The sequence below is a fragment of the Mesorhizobium sp. M0663 genome (assembly GCF_040320585.1).
Taxonomy (GTDB): Bacteria; Pseudomonadota; Alphaproteobacteria; order Rhizobiales; family Rhizobiaceae; genus Mesorhizobium.
Genome location: NZ_JAMYPX010000001.1, coordinates 465,838 through 481,467 on the forward strand (window position 1 = coordinate 465,838; position 15,630 = coordinate 481,467).

General features: G+C 62.5%; 15 protein-coding genes. 4 read left to right on the forward strand and 11 right to left on the reverse strand.

The window, feature by feature from the left end; all coding sequences use genetic code 11:
* Positions 1–87 precede the first annotated feature (87 nt).
* From NKI54_RS02250 to NKI54_RS02285, 8 genes are all read right to left on the reverse strand, one after another.
* Positions 88–1,596, reverse strand: a complete 1,509-nt coding sequence (locus NKI54_RS02250; RefSeq protein ID WP_352586675.1) for an aldehyde dehydrogenase family protein — start codon at positions 1,594–1,596, stop codon at positions 88–90.
* A gap of 155 nt (positions 1,597–1,751) precedes the next feature.
* Positions 1,752–2,096, reverse strand: coding sequence for a cupin domain-containing protein (locus tag NKI54_RS02255; protein ID WP_352452935.1), 345 nt, complete (start codon positions 2,094–2,096; stop codon positions 1,752–1,754).
* Positions 2,097–2,119: 23 nt separating this feature from the next.
* Positions 2,120–2,467, reverse strand: a complete 348-nt coding sequence (locus NKI54_RS02260) for a cupin domain-containing protein (RefSeq protein ID WP_352586677.1) — start codon at positions 2,465–2,467, stop codon at positions 2,120–2,122.
* Positions 2,464–3,738, reverse strand: a complete 1,275-nt coding sequence (locus tag NKI54_RS02265) for a glycosyltransferase (RefSeq protein ID WP_352586679.1) — start codon at positions 3,736–3,738, stop codon at positions 2,464–2,466. Before NKI54_RS02265 ends, NKI54_RS02260 begins: the two co-directional genes overlap by 4 nt.
* 17 nt (positions 3,739–3,755) lie before the next feature.
* Positions 3,756–4,829, reverse strand: coding sequence for an ABC transporter ATP-binding protein (locus NKI54_RS02270; protein ID WP_352690534.1), 1,074 nt, complete (start codon positions 4,827–4,829; stop codon positions 3,756–3,758).
* The gene (locus NKI54_RS02275) at positions 4,826–5,620 is read right to left on the reverse strand and encodes an ABC transporter permease (protein ID WP_352586683.1); all 795 of its coding nucleotides are present in this window, start codon (positions 5,618–5,620) and stop codon (positions 4,826–4,828) included. The genes NKI54_RS02270 and NKI54_RS02275 overlap by 4 nt, the downstream gene beginning before the upstream one ends.
* Complete coding sequence (locus NKI54_RS02280; protein WP_352690692.1) at positions 5,613–6,455, reverse strand: ABC transporter permease; 843 nt, start codon at positions 6,453–6,455, stop codon at positions 5,613–5,615. The genes NKI54_RS02275 and NKI54_RS02280 overlap by 8 nt, the downstream gene beginning before the upstream one ends.
* A gap of 106 nt (positions 6,456–6,561) precedes the next feature.
* Complete coding sequence (locus NKI54_RS02285; protein ID WP_352644203.1) at positions 6,562–7,626, reverse strand: polyamine ABC transporter substrate-binding protein; 1,065 nt, start codon at positions 7,624–7,626, stop codon at positions 6,562–6,564.
* Between the two features lie 230 nt (positions 7,627–7,856).
* Here NKI54_RS02285 and NKI54_RS02290 point away from each other — a divergent pair, with 230 nt between their 5' ends.
* Genes NKI54_RS02290 through NKI54_RS02305 form a run of 4 tightly spaced genes read left to right on the forward strand, consistent with a single transcriptional unit; the run spans position 7,857 to position 12,778 of the window.
* The gene (locus NKI54_RS02290) at positions 7,857–8,795 is read left to right on the forward strand and encodes a GntR family transcriptional regulator (protein ID WP_352586687.1); all 939 of its coding nucleotides are present in this window, start codon (positions 7,857–7,859) and stop codon (positions 8,793–8,795) included.
* 5 nt (positions 8,796–8,800) lie between these two features.
* Positions 8,801–10,096: a glycosyltransferase gene (locus NKI54_RS02295; RefSeq protein WP_352690694.1), complete on the forward strand. Its 1,296-nt coding sequence runs from the start codon at positions 8,801–8,803 to the stop codon at positions 10,094–10,096.
* Positions 10,089–11,474, forward strand: a complete 1,386-nt coding sequence (locus tag NKI54_RS02300) for a glutamine synthetase family protein (RefSeq protein WP_352586689.1) — start codon at positions 10,089–10,091, stop codon at positions 11,472–11,474. The genes NKI54_RS02295 and NKI54_RS02300 overlap by 8 nt, the downstream gene beginning before the upstream one ends.
* Positions 11,474–12,778, forward strand: a complete 1,305-nt coding sequence (locus NKI54_RS02305) for an NAD(P)/FAD-dependent oxidoreductase (RefSeq protein ID WP_352586691.1) — start codon at positions 11,474–11,476, stop codon at positions 12,776–12,778. The genes NKI54_RS02300 and NKI54_RS02305 overlap by 1 nt, the downstream gene beginning before the upstream one ends.
* 174 nt (positions 12,779–12,952) lie before the next feature.
* Here the strand turns inward: NKI54_RS02305 and NKI54_RS02310 are convergent, their stop codons facing one another.
* The 3 genes from NKI54_RS02310 to NKI54_RS02320 form a co-directional block, all read right to left on the reverse strand.
* Entirely contained in the window at positions 12,953–13,210 is a 258-nt protein-coding gene (locus NKI54_RS02310) for a hypothetical protein (protein ID WP_352586693.1), read from the reverse strand.
* A 335-nt stretch (positions 13,211–13,545) separates the two neighbouring features.
* Positions 13,546–14,085, reverse strand: a complete 540-nt coding sequence (locus NKI54_RS02315) for an NADH-quinone oxidoreductase subunit B family protein (RefSeq protein WP_352586695.1) — start codon at positions 14,083–14,085, stop codon at positions 13,546–13,548.
* Positions 14,086–14,097: 12 nt separating this feature from the next.
* The gene (locus NKI54_RS02320) at positions 14,098–15,615 is read right to left on the reverse strand and encodes a hydrogenase large subunit (protein WP_352690536.1); all 1,518 of its coding nucleotides are present in this window, start codon (positions 15,613–15,615) and stop codon (positions 14,098–14,100) included.
* Positions 15,616–15,630: the final 15 nt, after the last annotated feature.

Genomic DNA, 15,630 nt, shown 5'->3' on the forward strand with positions numbered 1-15,630 from the left:
GCTACAGCGCCACGCCCGATATGGCTGCATTCGGCGGAGACGGATATCCTAAACAATTAGCTAGCAGCACGCCCGAAGATAGTCGTGTCAAGCATGCTTGCGCCCGCCTGCCTCGCGGAAACAGCTGTCAGGATAGGGATACCACCAGCCCTGAATCTCCGGTCTGTGGTCGATGATGACCATCTTCGAGCGGCGGAATGCATCCAGACCCTGGCGGCCGAGCTCGCGGCCGAGGCCCGAAGCCTTCCAGCCCCCGAACGGCAACGCGTCATTGTCTATCAGCGGATTGTTGACCCAGACCATGCCGGCCTCGAGCCGCTCCGCGGCCTCATGCGCTTCGGCAAGATCGGTGGTGAAGACCGAGGCGCCGAGACCGAAGGGGCTGTCGTTGGCAAGCTCTATCGCCTCGTTGAAATCCTTGACCCGGCAGATTGCGGCGACCGGCCCGAAACACTCTTCGCGCACGATTGCCATATCGGCGGTGATGCCGGTCAGGATGGTCGGCTCGTAGAACCAGCCTACATTATGTGCCGGCGGAATGCGTCCGCCGGTGATCGCTTTGGCACCGCTGCGGATCGCATCGTCGACCAGCCGGATGACCTTCGCACGCGCGGCCTCGCTGACCAGCGGTCCGATCTCGGTTTTGTCGAGGCCGTTGCCGATACGCAGCGCGCGCGTTTTCTCGGCAAACAGATCGACGAAGCGGTCGTGAACGGCATCAACCACGAAGAACCGTTCGGCCGAAGTGCAGACCTGGCCAGTGAGATGGAAGGCAGCCGTGACGCTGCCGGCAGCCGCCACGTCCAGTGGGGCGTGTTGGCTGATGATCAGGGGATCGCTGCCGCCGGCCTCGATGACGCAAGGCTTCATGCGCTCTGCACATGCGACGGCGACAGCCTTGCCGGCGGCGACCGAACCGGTGAAAGCAACCGCATGCGTGCGGTCCGAGGCGATCAGCGCCTGCGCCGTTGCTGCTCCGCCTGGCATGCAGGAAACCAGGCCCTCCGGCAGGGAGCGGAACACGGTCATATAATCCAGCGTCGACAATGTTGTCGCTTCGGCGGGCTTGATCACGCAGGCATTGCCGGCGGCAAGCGAGGCGGCGACGGTCCAGCACATCAACAGGATCGGAAAATTGTAAGGCATGATGTGCACCGACGTGCCGTAGGGCTCGTAGCGGGCATACTGGAACGAACCGGCCTGCGTCGTGCCGGCGATCTTGCCGGCGTCGTCACGCGCCATTTCGGCGTAATAGCGGAAGATCGGCGCGCAATTGGCGATCTCGCCGATCGCCTCCGGATAGGGTTTGCCCATCTCGTGCACCATCAGCTCGGCGCAGCGCGTGAAGTCGGCCGCTTCGATGGCGTTCGCGACGGCGTGCAGATGCCGGGCACGGCTCTTGGCGTCGAGCTTTTTCCAGGCCGTTTGCGCCTTGGTCGCTGCGGTGAGCACGGCGTCGATCTCGCCGTCGCTGGCTGCGGTGATCGCGCCGACGGTTTCGAGCGTCGCCGGATCGATCACCGGTTTTGCCGCACCAGTCATTGGCCGATAATCCGGATTGACGAAGAAGGTCGGCCGGTCGGGTGAAAAGTCCATTCTGTCCTCCCGTGTGCACGGAACCTTTTTGAGAATTCACCCTGCCGAGACAGGCGGCGTGGTTTTCGAGAACCGAAGCGGAGCGGACACTAAAGTGCGTGAGCATCGGAAGAAACGGCGTCAGGTGTCCGGTAGGGTAGAATTATCGAGAAGGTTCAGCGGATCATGTAAACTTTCTTGATGGTCTCGTGGACGGTGCAGACGCCCTTCCAGTCCTGCGGAAAGAACGCTGCGGTGTCCGGTTCGATCTCGATCACCTCGCCGGATTCGTGGACATAGGTGCAGCGTCCCTCGAGGAAATGGCAGAACTCGTCGCGGGTGACGTGGCAGCGCCATTTGCCCGGCGTGCAGACCCACAGTCCGCATTCGGAGCGGCCCTCCGGCCCCTTGTGCAGCAGCTTGCCGGAAGTGCGGGATTCGCCCTCGATCAGGGTGGGGATGACGCCCCAGTCGACCAGGTCGGTGAGGGCGAGCGGCGATTTCATGATCGGTGTCGGCATGTCGGGAGCTCCAGTGGCCGGCTTTAGGCCAGCATGTAAAAGTTGCGGATGGTCTCGTGGACGGTGCATTCGCCGGTCCAACCGGCCGGGAACATGACAACCGTGGCGGCGGATACCTCGATCACCTCGCCGTCGTCCGATCTGTAGGTCGCGCGGCCGGCAACGAAACGGCACAATTCGTCGCGCGGAATCGCCAGCCGCCAGCGACCGGGCGTGCAGACCCAGATGCCGGATTCCGGCTGGTTGTTCGGCCCTTTGTGCACCAGCCTGCCGGTGGAATGCGAAGCGCCTTCCAGCGCATCGGGCTGGGTGCCCCAGTCGACGAGGTCGGTGCGGGTCGAGGCTTGGTGGAGGTGTGGGGCTGAGATCACAGCAATTTCTCCAGCAGTACCGCCGCTTTCTCCGGGCCGTTCTGCGACTGCATCTGGGCCGACGTCTTGGCCAGCTTGGCCTTGATTGCCGGGTCGGTCAGGCAGGTTTCGATCCTGGCGATGAGCTCGGCGTCGCTCCAGTCGTAGCGCGGCATGCCGAAGCCGTGGCCGGTCTCCTCGACCCGCGTCGCATTGTCGTGGCCGTCCCAGACGTAGGGCATGATGATCGCCGGCTTGCCGAAATACAGGCACTCAGTGAACGAGTTGTTGCCGCCATGATGGATCACCGCATCGACCTGCGGGATGACCGAGGGCTGCGGGAACCAGCTCTCGACGATGACGTTTTCGGGCACTTGCGCGTACTGCTCCTTGTAGCCGCCGACATTGACCAGCGCCCGGTAGCGCGTCTTGCCCAACGTTGCGACGATGCGCTTCAGCAGATCGACATCGCCGGCGCCAAGGCTGCCGAAGGAAACATAGAGCAGCGGCCCGTCATTATTCTTCGCAAAAACCGGCACGGTGTAGGGCTTCTCCTGCCGCACGCAGCCTTCCAGATATTGGAATTTTGCCGGGTCGAGCGGATAGCGGCGCTTGAACTTCGCCGCCTCGGGATAGAGCAGCAGATTGAGGTACGGCGAGGCCTCGAAGAACTGGCCGATCGGATACGGCGCTTCGTTGTTCGCTTTCAAAAACGCATTGAAGTCGTCATGGATCGGCTTGATGACGGCGTTGAAATGGTCGCGGTAACGCCGATGGCAGGCGTGGTCGTTCTCGCCGCAGCCGGACAGATGTGGCGGGACGTCCTCGTCCTCGATCTCGTTTTCCGAGCAGGAGATGACGCGCACCCAGGGCTTGCCATACTGCTTGATTGCCGGGAACAGGATGACGTTGTCGACGCAGATGACATCAGGCTTGATCGTCGCAAGCACGCCAGGCAGATCCTTCTCAGCCCATTTGGCGCTGTCGACGATCGCCGTCCAGCAATCCTTCACGTAATTGTCGACCTGGTCGTAGGGCGATTTGCGGAAGTTCGGGATGTGGCCGTTGATGAAGTCTTCCCAGAACTTGGCCATCTGTTCCGGCGGCAGCGGCTCGGACAGGTTCACCGGATGAGCCTCGAAGTCGTAGCCCTTGTAGACGTCGACGAAACCGGGGTCCGACAGGAACACCGCTCTGTGGCCGCGCGCCTCGATCGCCTGGGCTATGCCGACGGAATTGAGCGCGGGGCCATAGGCGGCCTCCGGAAAGAACGCGATCGTCTTCTGCGCCATGAGAGGTTCTCCTTCGATCAATCTGCGAAAATTCTGACGTCAGCCGCATCCCAGCCGAGCTCGACTGTATCGCCCGACGAGACCGGGCGGCGACCGGCGGCGTCGGCGGTGACGCGCACCAGGAACGGCTTTGGCGACAGGGCGGTGCGGACGTGCAGCTGCAGATCGAGTCCCTGATAGGCCAGCGCCTCGACCGCGCCGAAGATACGGTTGGCCGTTTCTGCCGACGGGAACAGCCGGATGCGTTCGGGCCGCACTGAAGCTACCGCCGCAGCGCCGGGCGAAAGTGTTGCGGGAACATCGCCGGCGATCCGCACGCCGTTGCTTGCCAGCACGCCGTCGCCGACGGCTTTGCCCGGCACGAAATTCATGACGCCGATGAAGTCGGCGACGAAACGGTCCCCCGGGTGCTCGTAGACCGCATGGGGTGTATCGCATTGCAGCAGCTTGCCGTCCCTGAGCACTGCCATACGGTCGGCCATGACGAGCGATTCCTCCTGATCATGGGTGACGATGACGAAGGTGATGCCGACCTCGTGCTGCAGCCGCTTCAGCTCCAGTTGCATGGCCCCGCGCAATTTCTTGTCGAGTGCACCAAGAGGTTCGTCGAGCAGAAGCAGCCGTGGTCGCTTGACCAGCGCTCGGGCAAGCGCGACGCGCTGCTTCTGCCCGCCAGACAATTGCTCCGGCTTGCGGTCGGCGAAGGCAACGAGTTCGGTCGTCGCCAAAATGGCGTCGACACGGGAGCGGATTTCCTTTGCAGGCAAGCGTTCCATTTCGAGGCCGTAGGAAACATTCGCCCTGACGCTCATATGCGGAAACAGCGCATAGGACTGGAACATCAGATTGACCGGCCGCTTATTGGGCGGGGTCCTGGCGATGTCGCGGCCGTCGAGCAGGATGCGCCCGTCATTGGGCGTCTCAAAGCCGGCCAACATGCGCAGCAGCGTTGTCTTGCCGCAGCCCGAAGGTCCAAGCAAGGCGAAGAACTCGTTCTCGCGGATATCCAGCGAAATGCCGTCGACCGCCGTCACCCGGCCGAACTTCTTCGACACGTTGTCGATCGCCAGCAGCGTGCGGGGCTCGTTCATTGGCCGATCACTCCACGGTTGAGCCGCTGCGACAGGGTCAGCGCGGTGATTGAGACCGCCATGACGATAGTCGCCAATGCATTGATCTCCGGCGTGATGCCGAAGCGAATCATCGAATAGATCTGCATCGGCAGCGTGGTCGAGGCGCGGCCGGCGCCGGCGGTGAAGAAGGCGATGATGAATTCGTCGACCGAAAGGGTGAAGGCGAGCAGCGCGCCGGCGACGACGGCAGGCAGGATCACCGGCAACGTCACCCGCCGAAATGTCGTGAGCGCGGAAGCACCGAGATCGGCAGAGGCCTCGACGATCGACCAGTCGAAGCTTTTCAGCCGCGCGCGCACCACGGAGCAGACGAAGGCGAGATTGAAGACGACATGGGCGAGGATGATGGTGTGCAGGCCCAAGGTGAGATCAAGCATCGAGAAGAAGCTGAGCAGCGCGATCGCCAGCACGATGTCGGGAATGATCATCGGCGCAAAGATCAGCGCCTCGAGACCTTTGCCGTGTTGCCGGCGTATTTCGACGCCGATCGCCAGCAGCGTGCCGAGCAGCGTGGCGATGGCGGTCGAGACAAGCGCCACGATCAGTGTGTTGAGCGCGGCAGAAAGGATTGCGGCGTTTCCGATTAGCGAGACATACCATTTCAGCGAAAAGCCCGACCAGACGGTCGGCAGCCCGCCTTGGTTGAACGACAGCGCCACCAGCACGGCGATCGGGATGTAGAGGAAGGCCAGGACCAGTGAAAGCACGAGCCAGAGCGCGCGCCTCGTGGCGAGGGAGCGCTCAGCCATCGGCGCCTCCTCTCGCTTCGGCGGTGCGGCCCGAGGCGCGATCAGCAGCCAGGGCCTGCGTCGTCAGCACCAGCAGCATGATGGCGATCAGCACCATTGCCAGTGCCGCACCGAAGGGCCAGTCATTAGCCGTGAGGAACTGGTCGTAGACGAGATTGCCGATCATCTGGAAACGGCCGCCGCCGAGCAGCGCCGGCGTGACGAAATTGCCGATCGACAGCACGAAGACGAAAACCGCCCCGGCGGCGATACCCGGCATGGTCAGCGGCAGGATGACCCGGCGAAATGTGGTCACGGCCGACGCGCCGAGATCGCGCGAGGCCTCTGCGAGCTCCGGATTGAGCCGCGACAGCGGCGCGTAGCAGGCCAGGATGACGAAGGGCAGATAGTTGTAGACCAGACCGGCGATGACGGCGCCTTCGGTATAAAGCATCGACAGCGGCTCGCCGGTGTAGCCGAACCAGCGCAGCAGTTGTGTGATCAGCCCTTCGCGGTTGAGCAGCACGATCCAGGCATAGGTACGGATCAGGTAGTTGGACCAGAAGGGCAAGACGGCAAAGAACAGAAACACCGGCTGCAGTTGCCGGGGTGCTGCCGCGATCGCATAGGCGGCGGCATAGCCGATCACCACCGCGACCAGGGTTGCCGTGCCGGCAATGCGCGCCGAATTGAGGAAGATGCCGGCATAGAGCGGGTCGAACACCAGCCCGAAATTCTCCAGCGTGAAAGTGTAGTCGATGCCGCCATAGATGCCGCGCCGGAAGAAGGCGAGCGCCAGCACCAGCGCGCATGGCACGACCATCAAGGCGATGAGCCAGGCCAGCGCCGGCGTCATCAGCAAGGATGAGCGAAGTCTTGTTTGGGACAAGATTGCGGTACCGCATTCAACGGTCGGCGGCGAAAACCCCGCCGTCGACCGGGATCTCTGATTTTGATGTCGGTTATTGCGCGGCCTTGATTTCGCTGACGATCTTCGAGTAGTCGCGTTGGGCATCGCCGACATCGCGCAACTGCTCGAACTTGACCAACTCTGCCACCGGCATGCTCATATTGGGAAATTTGGCGAGAAAATCCGCCGGCAGGCTTTCCATAGCCGGCTTGTTCGGTACCTTGTAGTCGATGTTCTGGGCCGCCCAGGCGTGGTTCTTGGCGTCCAGCATGAAGTTGATGAACTGGAAGGCGGCGTCCTTGTTGGCCGATGCCTTCATCACGACCATCGTATCGACCCAGAGATCCGAGCCTTCTTTCGGTATGGTGTATTTAATTTGTGGATTCTCGGCGATCCCGTAATTGCACCAGCCATCCCAGGCCTGAACCATCAGCGCCTCGCCCGAGACCAGCTTTGAATAAAAGGTCGTGTCGTCATAGGCCAGCAAGGTCTTCTTGGCCGAGATCAGCAGGTCCTTGACTTCGCCGAGCTTTGCCGGATCGGTCTCGTTCACCGAATAGCCCTTGGCGAGTTGGCCGGCGGCAAGCAGCCAGCGGTCGGTCGCCAGCATCGTCGTCTTGCCCTTGAGCGCATCGGACGGGGCGAGAAGGTCGTTCCAGCTCACCGGCTCCGCCTTCACCAGATCCGAACGGTAGCAAAGGCCGGTGGTGCCCCAAGTGTAGGGCACGGAAAAATTGTTGCCGGCGTCGTGCGGCAGCTTCGCCGCCTCGGGATAGAGATTGGCGAGGTTAGGGATATTGGCATGGTCGATCGCCTCGATCAGGCCGAGCTTGTTCAGCACTTCGGCGAAGGGCGAGGAGACGAAGACCACGTCATAGCCCTTGCCGCCGGACGCGACGAGCTTGCCCATGATCTCCTCGTTAGTGGCGTGAACCACGACTTCACCGGAGACACCGGTCGCCGCCTTGAAAGCTTTCATGGCATCCGGCGCCATGTAGCCGTCCCAGTTGGAGATAACGAGGTCGGAGGCAGCCGCCGGCGCTGACAGCGCCAGGCCAAGGCCAAGTGCGATCAAGGATTTCCTTAACGGACGGTGCCGCAGGGTGGTGGTGGTCATGACAGACTCCCATTCTGGTTGATCATCGAACTTAGTCGTCGGACCAGCGCTTGCAGCCGTAGCCGCTTTGATCCTGTTCCCCAGTCTTTTATTGCCGATTGATCTCACAGTACTATTGCAGAAAAAAGTACGTCAATCCATAATTTGTCAACTACGGTGAATCCCGGCCGATCGCATCCGCAAGGGCAATCGGCCAAACCTCAGCCGCCAAGTCCTTCATGAGAATTGCCATGCAAGTTGCAGCTCGACGTCCCCGCACCAACCATCTCGACCTTGCACAGCGCATTCTCGATGTGGCCCGGAAACGCGGCTTTGAACCCGGCGCTCATCTCCCGGAGCAGCAGATCGCTTCGCTCTGCAACGTATCCCGAACTCCGGTGCGGGCCGCGCTGCGTCTGCTCACTGAAAAAGGCGTAGTTCAATGGGAGGCTGAGTCCGGCTATCGCTTGGCCGTAGACCTCACGAGCCAGGCGACCGTCGCCGCCGACCTGCCGAGCGCCGAGGAGGATGAACTTGCCGACATGATCCTGCGAGACCGCTCGGCGCGCCGGCTGGACCAGACGGTCACCGTCGGCGCCCTGATGCGACGGTATAATGCCGAGCGCAGGACGGTACTAAAATCGCTGAAGAAACTGGCCGAGGAAAATCTTCTGGACCGCGCGCCGGGGCAGTCCTGGCTTTTCAGGAGAGTGCCGGACGATCCTGGCGCACAAGGGGAGAGCTATGAATTCCGGCTGTTGCTGGAACCCGCCGCCCTTCTGGCGCCTGGGTTCCGGCTGGATGGGACGCGCGCGGCAGCCTTGCGACAGGGCATGGAAATGCTGCTGGCTCTGCCCGACGCGGCATTCGATTCCAGAGAGTTCCAACGGCTGGACATCGATTTTCACGGGATGATCGCCGGTGGCTCCGCCAACCGCTTCGTCGCCGAGGCGTTGGCCGATCATCTCAGGCTGCGCCGGCTGCCGGGAACGTATGCCGGCGTCAATGTCTTCCGGCTGAAGCAATCATTGCGCGAGCATCTGACCATACTCGACCATCTGGAGAGCCAGCAGTACGAGGTTGCAGCCGATCTGCTTCGGGTCCATCTGCGGCTTTCCCGCAGCCAGCGACCGCAGGCGGCTAGTCGCGGGGCGCCCGCGCTGTTCGGCATGATCAGCCGGCCGGAATAACGAGGATCATGCGCAAAGGCAGCCCGACCATCGCACTGTTTCCGGAAGCGAGCTTCGGCGCTGCGCTGAATTGCGTTGGCATAGCGCAGGCCCTGCGCGCTCGTGGCGCCCGTCCAGTGTTCATCTGCCATGCCGGCTTTTCTGGCGTGTTCGCCGACTATGGGTTTCAGGAATACCAGTTGCCGACTGACGATCCGTTGACCGACAGCGAACGCCAGAGCTACTGGCAGGCCTTCGTGCGCCGTCATCTGCCGCATTTCAGGCTGAGCCCCATCGATCAGCTCGAAACCTACGTTGCCCCGACCTGGCAAGCAATCGTAGACACTGCGGTCAACGCCGAGGCGCCGCTGCGCCAATTGCTGGCGCGGCTGAAGCCGGACGCCGTGGTGCTCGACAACGTCGTCATGTTCCCGGCATTGGCGACCGCCGGCTGCCCGTGGGTGCGCGTCGTCTCCTGCGCCGAAACCGAGCTTCCCGATGCCAATGTGCCACCCTATCTGTCCGGTCTCGCCGCCGACGACCCGAGCCGCGCGGTCTTCGAGGCGCGCTACCTGGCAGCGGTCGCTCCGGCCCATGACCGCTTCAATCGGCTTCGGACCGACGCCGGTCTTGCGCCCTTGCCAACGGGTCTTTTTCTGGAACCTTCGCCCGCCCTCAATCTGCTGCTGACCCCAACGATTGTGCGAAGGCAGCGCGCCGAGCCGCTCGACCCTGCCAGCTTCGTCTATCTCGAAGGCTGCGTCCGCTCGGAAGGGTCGTTCGACGTACCGGTCTTTCCGCGCAATGGCGGACCGCTGGTTTATGTCAGTTTCGGTAGTCTTGGCGCCATGGATGTCGGCCTGATCCAGCGCATGCTCGCCGTTTTCGACAGGCTGCCGGCCCGCTTCATTGTCAATGCCGGAGGTCTGCGCGACAGCTATCGCGCCGTTCCGGACAATGTCTATCTCGACGCCTGGTTTCCACAGCCTTCCGTCGTGGCGAAATGCGACCTCTTCATTCATCATGGCGGCAACAACAGCTTTTGCGAAGCACTGCGTTTCGGCGTGCCGTCGCTGGTCATGCCCTATTGCTGGGACGGGCATGACAATGCGCAACGTGCCGAGGAAACCGGCGTCGGGCGCCACATCAGCCGCGATGGCTGGACGGAAGACGAATTGGAGCGAAGCATTCTTGGCCTGATGGCCGATGCTGCAATGCGCGCACGCCTCCGGGAGAATGCAGTGCATATGGCGCTGACACCCGGAACGGACGTGGCTGCCGAAGCCATTCTCGCTCTCGCAAGGACCCGACCTGATGCTTGACACCACAACAACTGATGCCTCGACCATGAACGGCACCAACGACCCGAAAGACTGGTTGGCCGCTCACGCTGTCAGCGAGGTCGAGTGCCTGGTGCCCGACATGAACGGCGTGCTGCGCGGCAAGGCCCTGCCAGCGGCCAAGTTCCTCAAGGCGATCGAGGACCGAGCACTCTATCTGCCGAGCAGCGCGTTCCTGGTCAGCATCGACGGCCGCTATTCCGGTTCCGTCGACGAGGGGTTCGCCTACCAGGACCCCGACATGCGGATGGTGCCGGATGTCGCAACACTCTGTCTGGCGCCCGGTGGCGGGCCAGGCAAGGCCTATGTCTTCGCCGATGCGTTCCACATGGACGACCGGCCGTGGATGGCTTCGTCGCGGCACGTGTTGCGGGCCGTGCTCGATCTATATCGCCAGCGCGGCTGGCGGGCAGTGGTGGCGCCGGAGCTTGAATTTTATCTCACCGCGCCCAATCCCGATCCCGACAGGCCGGTGACGGCGCCGGTCGGGCGCAATGGCCGCTCCGAAAGCGTGCAGCATCCCTATGACATGGCGGCACTGGAGCAATTCGAGCCGGTGATCCGGCGCCTCTATGACTATGCTGCGGCAGCCGGACTGCCGCTCGACACGCTCATCCATGAATCGGGCACGGCCCAACTGGAGATCAATTTCCTGCATGGCGACGCGCTGCCGCTGGCAGACAAGGTGTTGCTGTTCAAGCGAATGACGCGCCAGGCCGCGCAGGAAGGTGGCATGCAGGCGACCTTCATGGCCAAACCGATAGCCGCACAAGCCGGCAGCTCAATGCATCTCCACATGTCTGTCGTCGACGAGGCCGGCAACACGCTGTTTGCCGGGCGTGACGGCGCCGACACCGAGATGTTCGGGCATTTCATCGGCGGCCTGCAGAAATACATTCCCGAGGTGATGCCGCTGTTTGCGCCGAACGTGAATTCGTTCCGCCGCATCCGGCCGAACCACAGTGCACCCGCCAACATCGAGTGGTCGCACGACAACCGCTCCTGCGGCCTGCGTGTGCCGGCCGGCGGGCGCACCGCGCGGCGCGTGGAAAATCGGCTGCCCGGCGCCGATGCCAATCCCTATCTGGCGATAGCCGGCTCGCTGCTTTGCGGTTATCTCGGCGTCGAGGAGAAGATCGCTCGTTCGACGGAAGCGTCGGGCAATGCCTATCGCAGCAGGAGCACGCTGCCCAAAACCATGGAAGAGGCGCTCGACCGCTTCGCTGCGTGCGATCCGGTTCGGGCGGTGCTCGGCGAGGATTTCTTCCAGACCTATTTGCGCGTCAAGAGCGTTGAGCTCGACCTGTTCCAGAGCGTCGTCACCTCTTGGGAACGCGACCATCTGCTGCTCAAGGTGTGATGATGGGCTTCAATTCTGGGGGCTTCAACTCCGGCCTGGATATCGGCAAATCCTACTATGTGGCGACGGCCAATCCGGCTCCGGACCATCCGGCGCTGCAGGGCGACGTCGACGCCGATCTGGTAGTGGTCGGCGGCGGTTGTACCGGCCTCTCCGCAGCCTTTCATGCAGCCGAACGCGGCCTGAAGGTGGTGCTGCTCGAAGGCGGCAAGATCGGCTGGGGGGCGTCGGGGCGCAATGGCGGCCAGATGATCCCCGGCCTGCGCAAGGGCGCCAAGGGGCTGGTCAAGCTATATGGGCCGGAACGGGGGAGGGCGCTGTTCGATCTCGCCTTCGAGGCGCGGGCCCTCGTGCTCGGTCTGATCGAGCGCCATGCCATCGATTGCGACCTCAGGCTCACCGGCCATCTGGCCGGTGCGGTCAACGGTTCCGACCTGCGCGACCTCGAAGAAGAGGCCGAGTGCCTTTCTACGGTGATGAACTTTCATGATGTCGAGATGCTGTCGGCAGCGCAGGCGCGCGGAATGGTGAACACACCTTATCACGGCGCGATGTACGAGAAGCTCGGTGGCCATATGCATCCGCTGAACTACACGCTCGGTCTTGCTCGCGCCGCGGCTGCGGCGGGCGTCACTATCCACGAGAATTCGGTGGCGCTGCGGCTGGAGCGGGAACCTTCCCCCCGGGTTTCGACGGCCAAAGGCTCGGTCCGGGCCAGGCATGTCGTACTGGCCGGCGATGCGCTGCTCCACGGGCTTGAGCCGCGCGTCAACAGCCGCATCATGCCGGTCGGCAACTACATCATCGCCACCGAGCCGCTGGGCGACACGAGCGACGTCATCCCAAGCAATGTGGCCGTCTCCGACACGCGCTTCGTCGTCAATTACTACCGGCTGTCGGCGGATGGACGCCTGCTGTTCGGCGGCGGCGAGCGCTATACGCCGTCGCCGCCCGCCGACATTGCCGGCTTCGTGCGGCCGCACATGGAAATCACCTTTCCGCAATTGCGCGGCCGCCGCATCGATCACGCCTGGGGCGGGCTGGTCTCGGTGACGACATCGCGCCTGCCGCATGTCGGTCGCTATGGCGACGTCTATTTTGCGCATGGCTATTCGGGCAAGGGGGTGATCCTGTCGACGCTGTCGGGCAAGCTGCTCGCTGAGGCGATCACCGGTGATGCTTCGCGGCTCGATCTGTTTTCGACCCTAAGCCCGCTGCCGTTCCCCGGCGGCACGGCGCTGCGCGGCCCGCTCTATGTGCTCGGCATGCTTTGGTACGCAATGCGTGACCGCATCAAACATTGAGCGCAGGCATGCGCAATGAGGCCGAGCGCCGCCACCAAGCGATTAACGGCTGATTTCGCGGCGGCGTCCGACTTGATCGATGCTTGAATATGGTCCGCAGGCAATGGCCGCGAGTCGGTCCAGGCCCTGCTCCCGAAGCCTGAGCGCCGATAGACCTGCCTGGTATTTCCTCAGCTAATAGATCGATATGATTGCAGGATTAACCGTTTCATATCCCAGGCGCGGCTCCGATTTGTCTTTCGAAATCGCGCTGGAGACAGTTCCGGTTGAACTGCAGTCCAATTTTGTTTCCCTGTTTTTCTTGATCGTGCTGCCCGACAGGTCGGCGCAGCACGACGTTACTGCTGTACTGACCACCCTCTTTTTCTCGTGTGCAACGGCGGCGGTGGATACGGCCATCACAATTGCCGCACAAATAATCGTCAATCTCATTGATTTCCCCCTTAGAGCACCGCAAACGTGTGGTCGACTGCCTTGAGACGCCGGCGAAGACGGTACTCGCGCCTGGCCGGCCCATGCAGCTTCCGACTGCACAAGATTGCAACTACATTAGCTGCAGCGCAAGTAACCATTTCGGACTAGGGAACGGGTTCCCCTTCGATCGAAAGCGCTGGGCTGCCGGCGAAAAAGCAGGCGTTTTAGCCGTTCTCGCCGCCGAGCGCCTTCCAAGTTTGGGACAGAGGTTGGCTGATGCCCTTAAACTCACGGCTACGCATTGGTTGGATCTATGCAGCGACAAGGCCAACCTTGGCAAAGCCTCTACATAGTCACCTTCGGGCAGCACCAGTCTTGGAATTCACGCCCTCAAGCAAGGCGAGCAGGCCTTTCAGAATTTCGATTGGCGGCGGCGGACAACCTGGAATGTGCAGATCGACAGGCAAGGCCTCGGACACTCCGCGCACCACCGCATAGCTGCCGGAGAAACAGCCGCCATTGCCTGCGCAATCTCCCAGTGCGACCACCCATTTTGGGTTGGGTGTTGCGTCGTAGGTCCGCTTCAATGCCTCGCGCATGTTTTTTGTGACCGGCCCGGTGACGAGCAGTACATCGGCATGGCGCGGTGATGCGACGAACCGGATCCCAAAACGCTCGATGTCATAGAAGGCGTTGTTCAGCGCGTGCATCTCAAGTTCGCAGCCGTTGCAGGAACCGGCATCGACCGCCCGGATCGACAGGCTTCGCCCCAATCGTTTGTGAGCAGCCCCATCGAGCGCGCGTGCGAGTTCGTCGACTGCCGTGCTGCTTGCCAACGGCGGATGCTCGGTGAGAGGGGGGCGTATCAGGCTTTCAAAAAGAAGCTTGCGCATGATAGCGTGCCTTCAGAGATCATGGCCCGAATAAGAGCAGTTGAACGATTTGTTGCACAGCGGAAAGTCGGCAACGATGTTTCCTTCGATCGCCGCTTCAAGGAGCGGCCATTGAAACCATGACGGATCACGGAGGTGACAGCGCTCGACCAAGCCGCCCTTGCCAATGCGCAGCCAGGCCAGAATGTCGCCGCGGAAACCTTCGACGAGCGCCATGCCTTCATGCGATCGGTTTGTCTGCGCGAAATCGACGCGGATCGGCCCGTCTGGCAGTTGTCGCAGGACTTGTTCGATCAGGGACAGGCTCTGTTCGACCTCGTGGATACGAATCCATACACGGGCGTTCACATCGCCTTCCTGGAGGAGAGGTACATCGAAGGCGAGTTCGCCATAGGGTGGATAAGCGAGATTGCGTCGGGCATCGAAGTCCCGACCGGAGGCCCGGCCAACGTAGCCTCCGGCGCGATATTGACGAGCGAGTTCCACCTTCAGCCGGCCAGTTGCGACAGTCCGATCCTGCAGCGACGCCGTGTTGTCGTAAAGCTCGACCAGCGCGGGAAACCGCTGCCTGATCTCTGCGATCAGGGACCTGAGCGCTGTCGTGCCCTCATCGCTCAGGAAGCTTGCCACGCCTCCGGGCACGATGCAGTCGCGCATCAAACGATGACCGAAGGCAGCATCGCTTGCCCGCAATACGCGCTCACGCAGCACCCCACAGTGGGCATGCATGAGCGCGAAGGCGGCATCATTGCAGATAGCGCCGATGTCGCCCAGATGATTGGCCAGGCGCTCCAACTCGGCCATGAGCGCTCGCAGCCAGACCGCGCGTGGGGGAACCTGGACACCCAGCGCCGCCTCGACCGCGCGGGCAAAAGCGAGGGAGTATGCCACGGTACTGTCGCCAGAGGTTCTGCCCGCCAATTTGGCTGCACGGTCGATGTCGGACCCCGCCATCAGGCCTTCTATACCCTTGTGCGCGTATCCGAGGCGCTGCTCCAGCCGGACGACCGTTTCACCGCTCGCCGTGAACCGGAAATGGCCCGGCTCGATGATGCCGGCATGCACGGGCCCGACCGGGATCTGATGCAGGCTCTCCCCCTCTGCAGGCAGGAAACTGTACGGGAAGGCAGTCGCAGCAGACGTCCGGACGCGGGTACTCAACGGATAGCTGACACCCCAGTGGCCATGATCAAGCCACCGTCTCGTATCAGGCGCGCCTTGTGGCAGGAGCCCGAACAGGTCAGCAGCCGCACGTTCGAGCCGCAGTGCGGGCGGATGCAGCCGGCCGACCGATGGGTAGCGGCCACTGGGGCATTCCAGGCTGACGACGCCGATGTCCCCGGCGCTTTCATCGAGAAGTGCCATGTGGACGGCGCCTGGCTCACCCCATAGGCCGAGCAAGCTCCAGTGGCCCTCGGCCAGTTGCTCGACGGCAAAGCCCCATTTTTTCGGAGTCACCACGGCGCGCGACCACGGGAAATGATATTCGACACGTTGGCCAGCAAGGATGAGGTCGATCAGCGCGGGCATGCTCTTTCTCTCCTC

Excerpts from the sequence above, each read along its gene's own strand:
- NKI54_RS02250 (WP_352586675.1), bottom strand. The coding sequence starts at position 1,596 with ATGGACTTTTCACCCGACCGGCCGACCTTCTTCGTCAATCCGGATTAT.
- NKI54_RS02255 (WP_352452935.1), bottom strand. The coding sequence starts at position 2,096 with ATGCCGACACCGATCATGAAATCGCCGCTCGCCCTCACCGACCTGGTC.
- NKI54_RS02265 (WP_352586679.1), bottom strand. The coding sequence starts at position 3,738 with ATGGCGCAGAAGACGATCGCGTTCTTTCCGGAGGCCGCCTATGGCCCC.
- NKI54_RS02270 (WP_352690534.1), bottom strand. The coding sequence starts at position 4,829 with ATGAACGAGCCCCGCACGCTGCTGGCGATCGACAACGTGTCGAAGAAG.
- NKI54_RS02275 (WP_352586683.1), bottom strand. The coding sequence starts at position 5,620 with ATGGCTGAGCGCTCCCTCGCCACGAGGCGCGCGCTCTGGCTCGTGCTT.
- NKI54_RS02280 (WP_352690692.1), bottom strand. The coding sequence starts at position 6,455 with ATGACGCCGGCGCTGGCCTGGCTCATCGCCTTGATGGTCGTGCCATGC.
- NKI54_RS02285 (WP_352644203.1), bottom strand. The coding sequence starts at position 7,626 with ATGACCACCACCACCCTGCGGCACCGTCCGTTAAGGAAATCCTTGATC.
- NKI54_RS02290 (WP_352586687.1), top strand. The coding sequence starts at position 7,857 with ATGCAAGTTGCAGCTCGACGTCCCCGCACCAACCATCTCGACCTTGCA.
- NKI54_RS02300 (WP_352586689.1), top strand. The coding sequence starts at position 10,089 with ATGCTTGACACCACAACAACTGATGCCTCGACCATGAACGGCACCAAC.
- NKI54_RS02305 (WP_352586691.1), top strand. The coding sequence starts at position 11,474 with ATGATGGGCTTCAATTCTGGGGGCTTCAACTCCGGCCTGGATATCGGC.
- NKI54_RS02310 (WP_352586693.1), bottom strand. The coding sequence starts at position 13,210 with ATGAGATTGACGATTATTTGTGCGGCAATTGTGATGGCCGTATCCACC.
- NKI54_RS02315 (WP_352586695.1), bottom strand. The coding sequence starts at position 14,085 with ATGCGCAAGCTTCTTTTTGAAAGCCTGATACGCCCCCCTCTCACCGAG.
- NKI54_RS02320 (WP_352690536.1), bottom strand. The coding sequence starts at position 15,615 with ATGCCCGCGCTGATCGACCTCATCCTTGCTGGCCAACGTGTCGAATAT.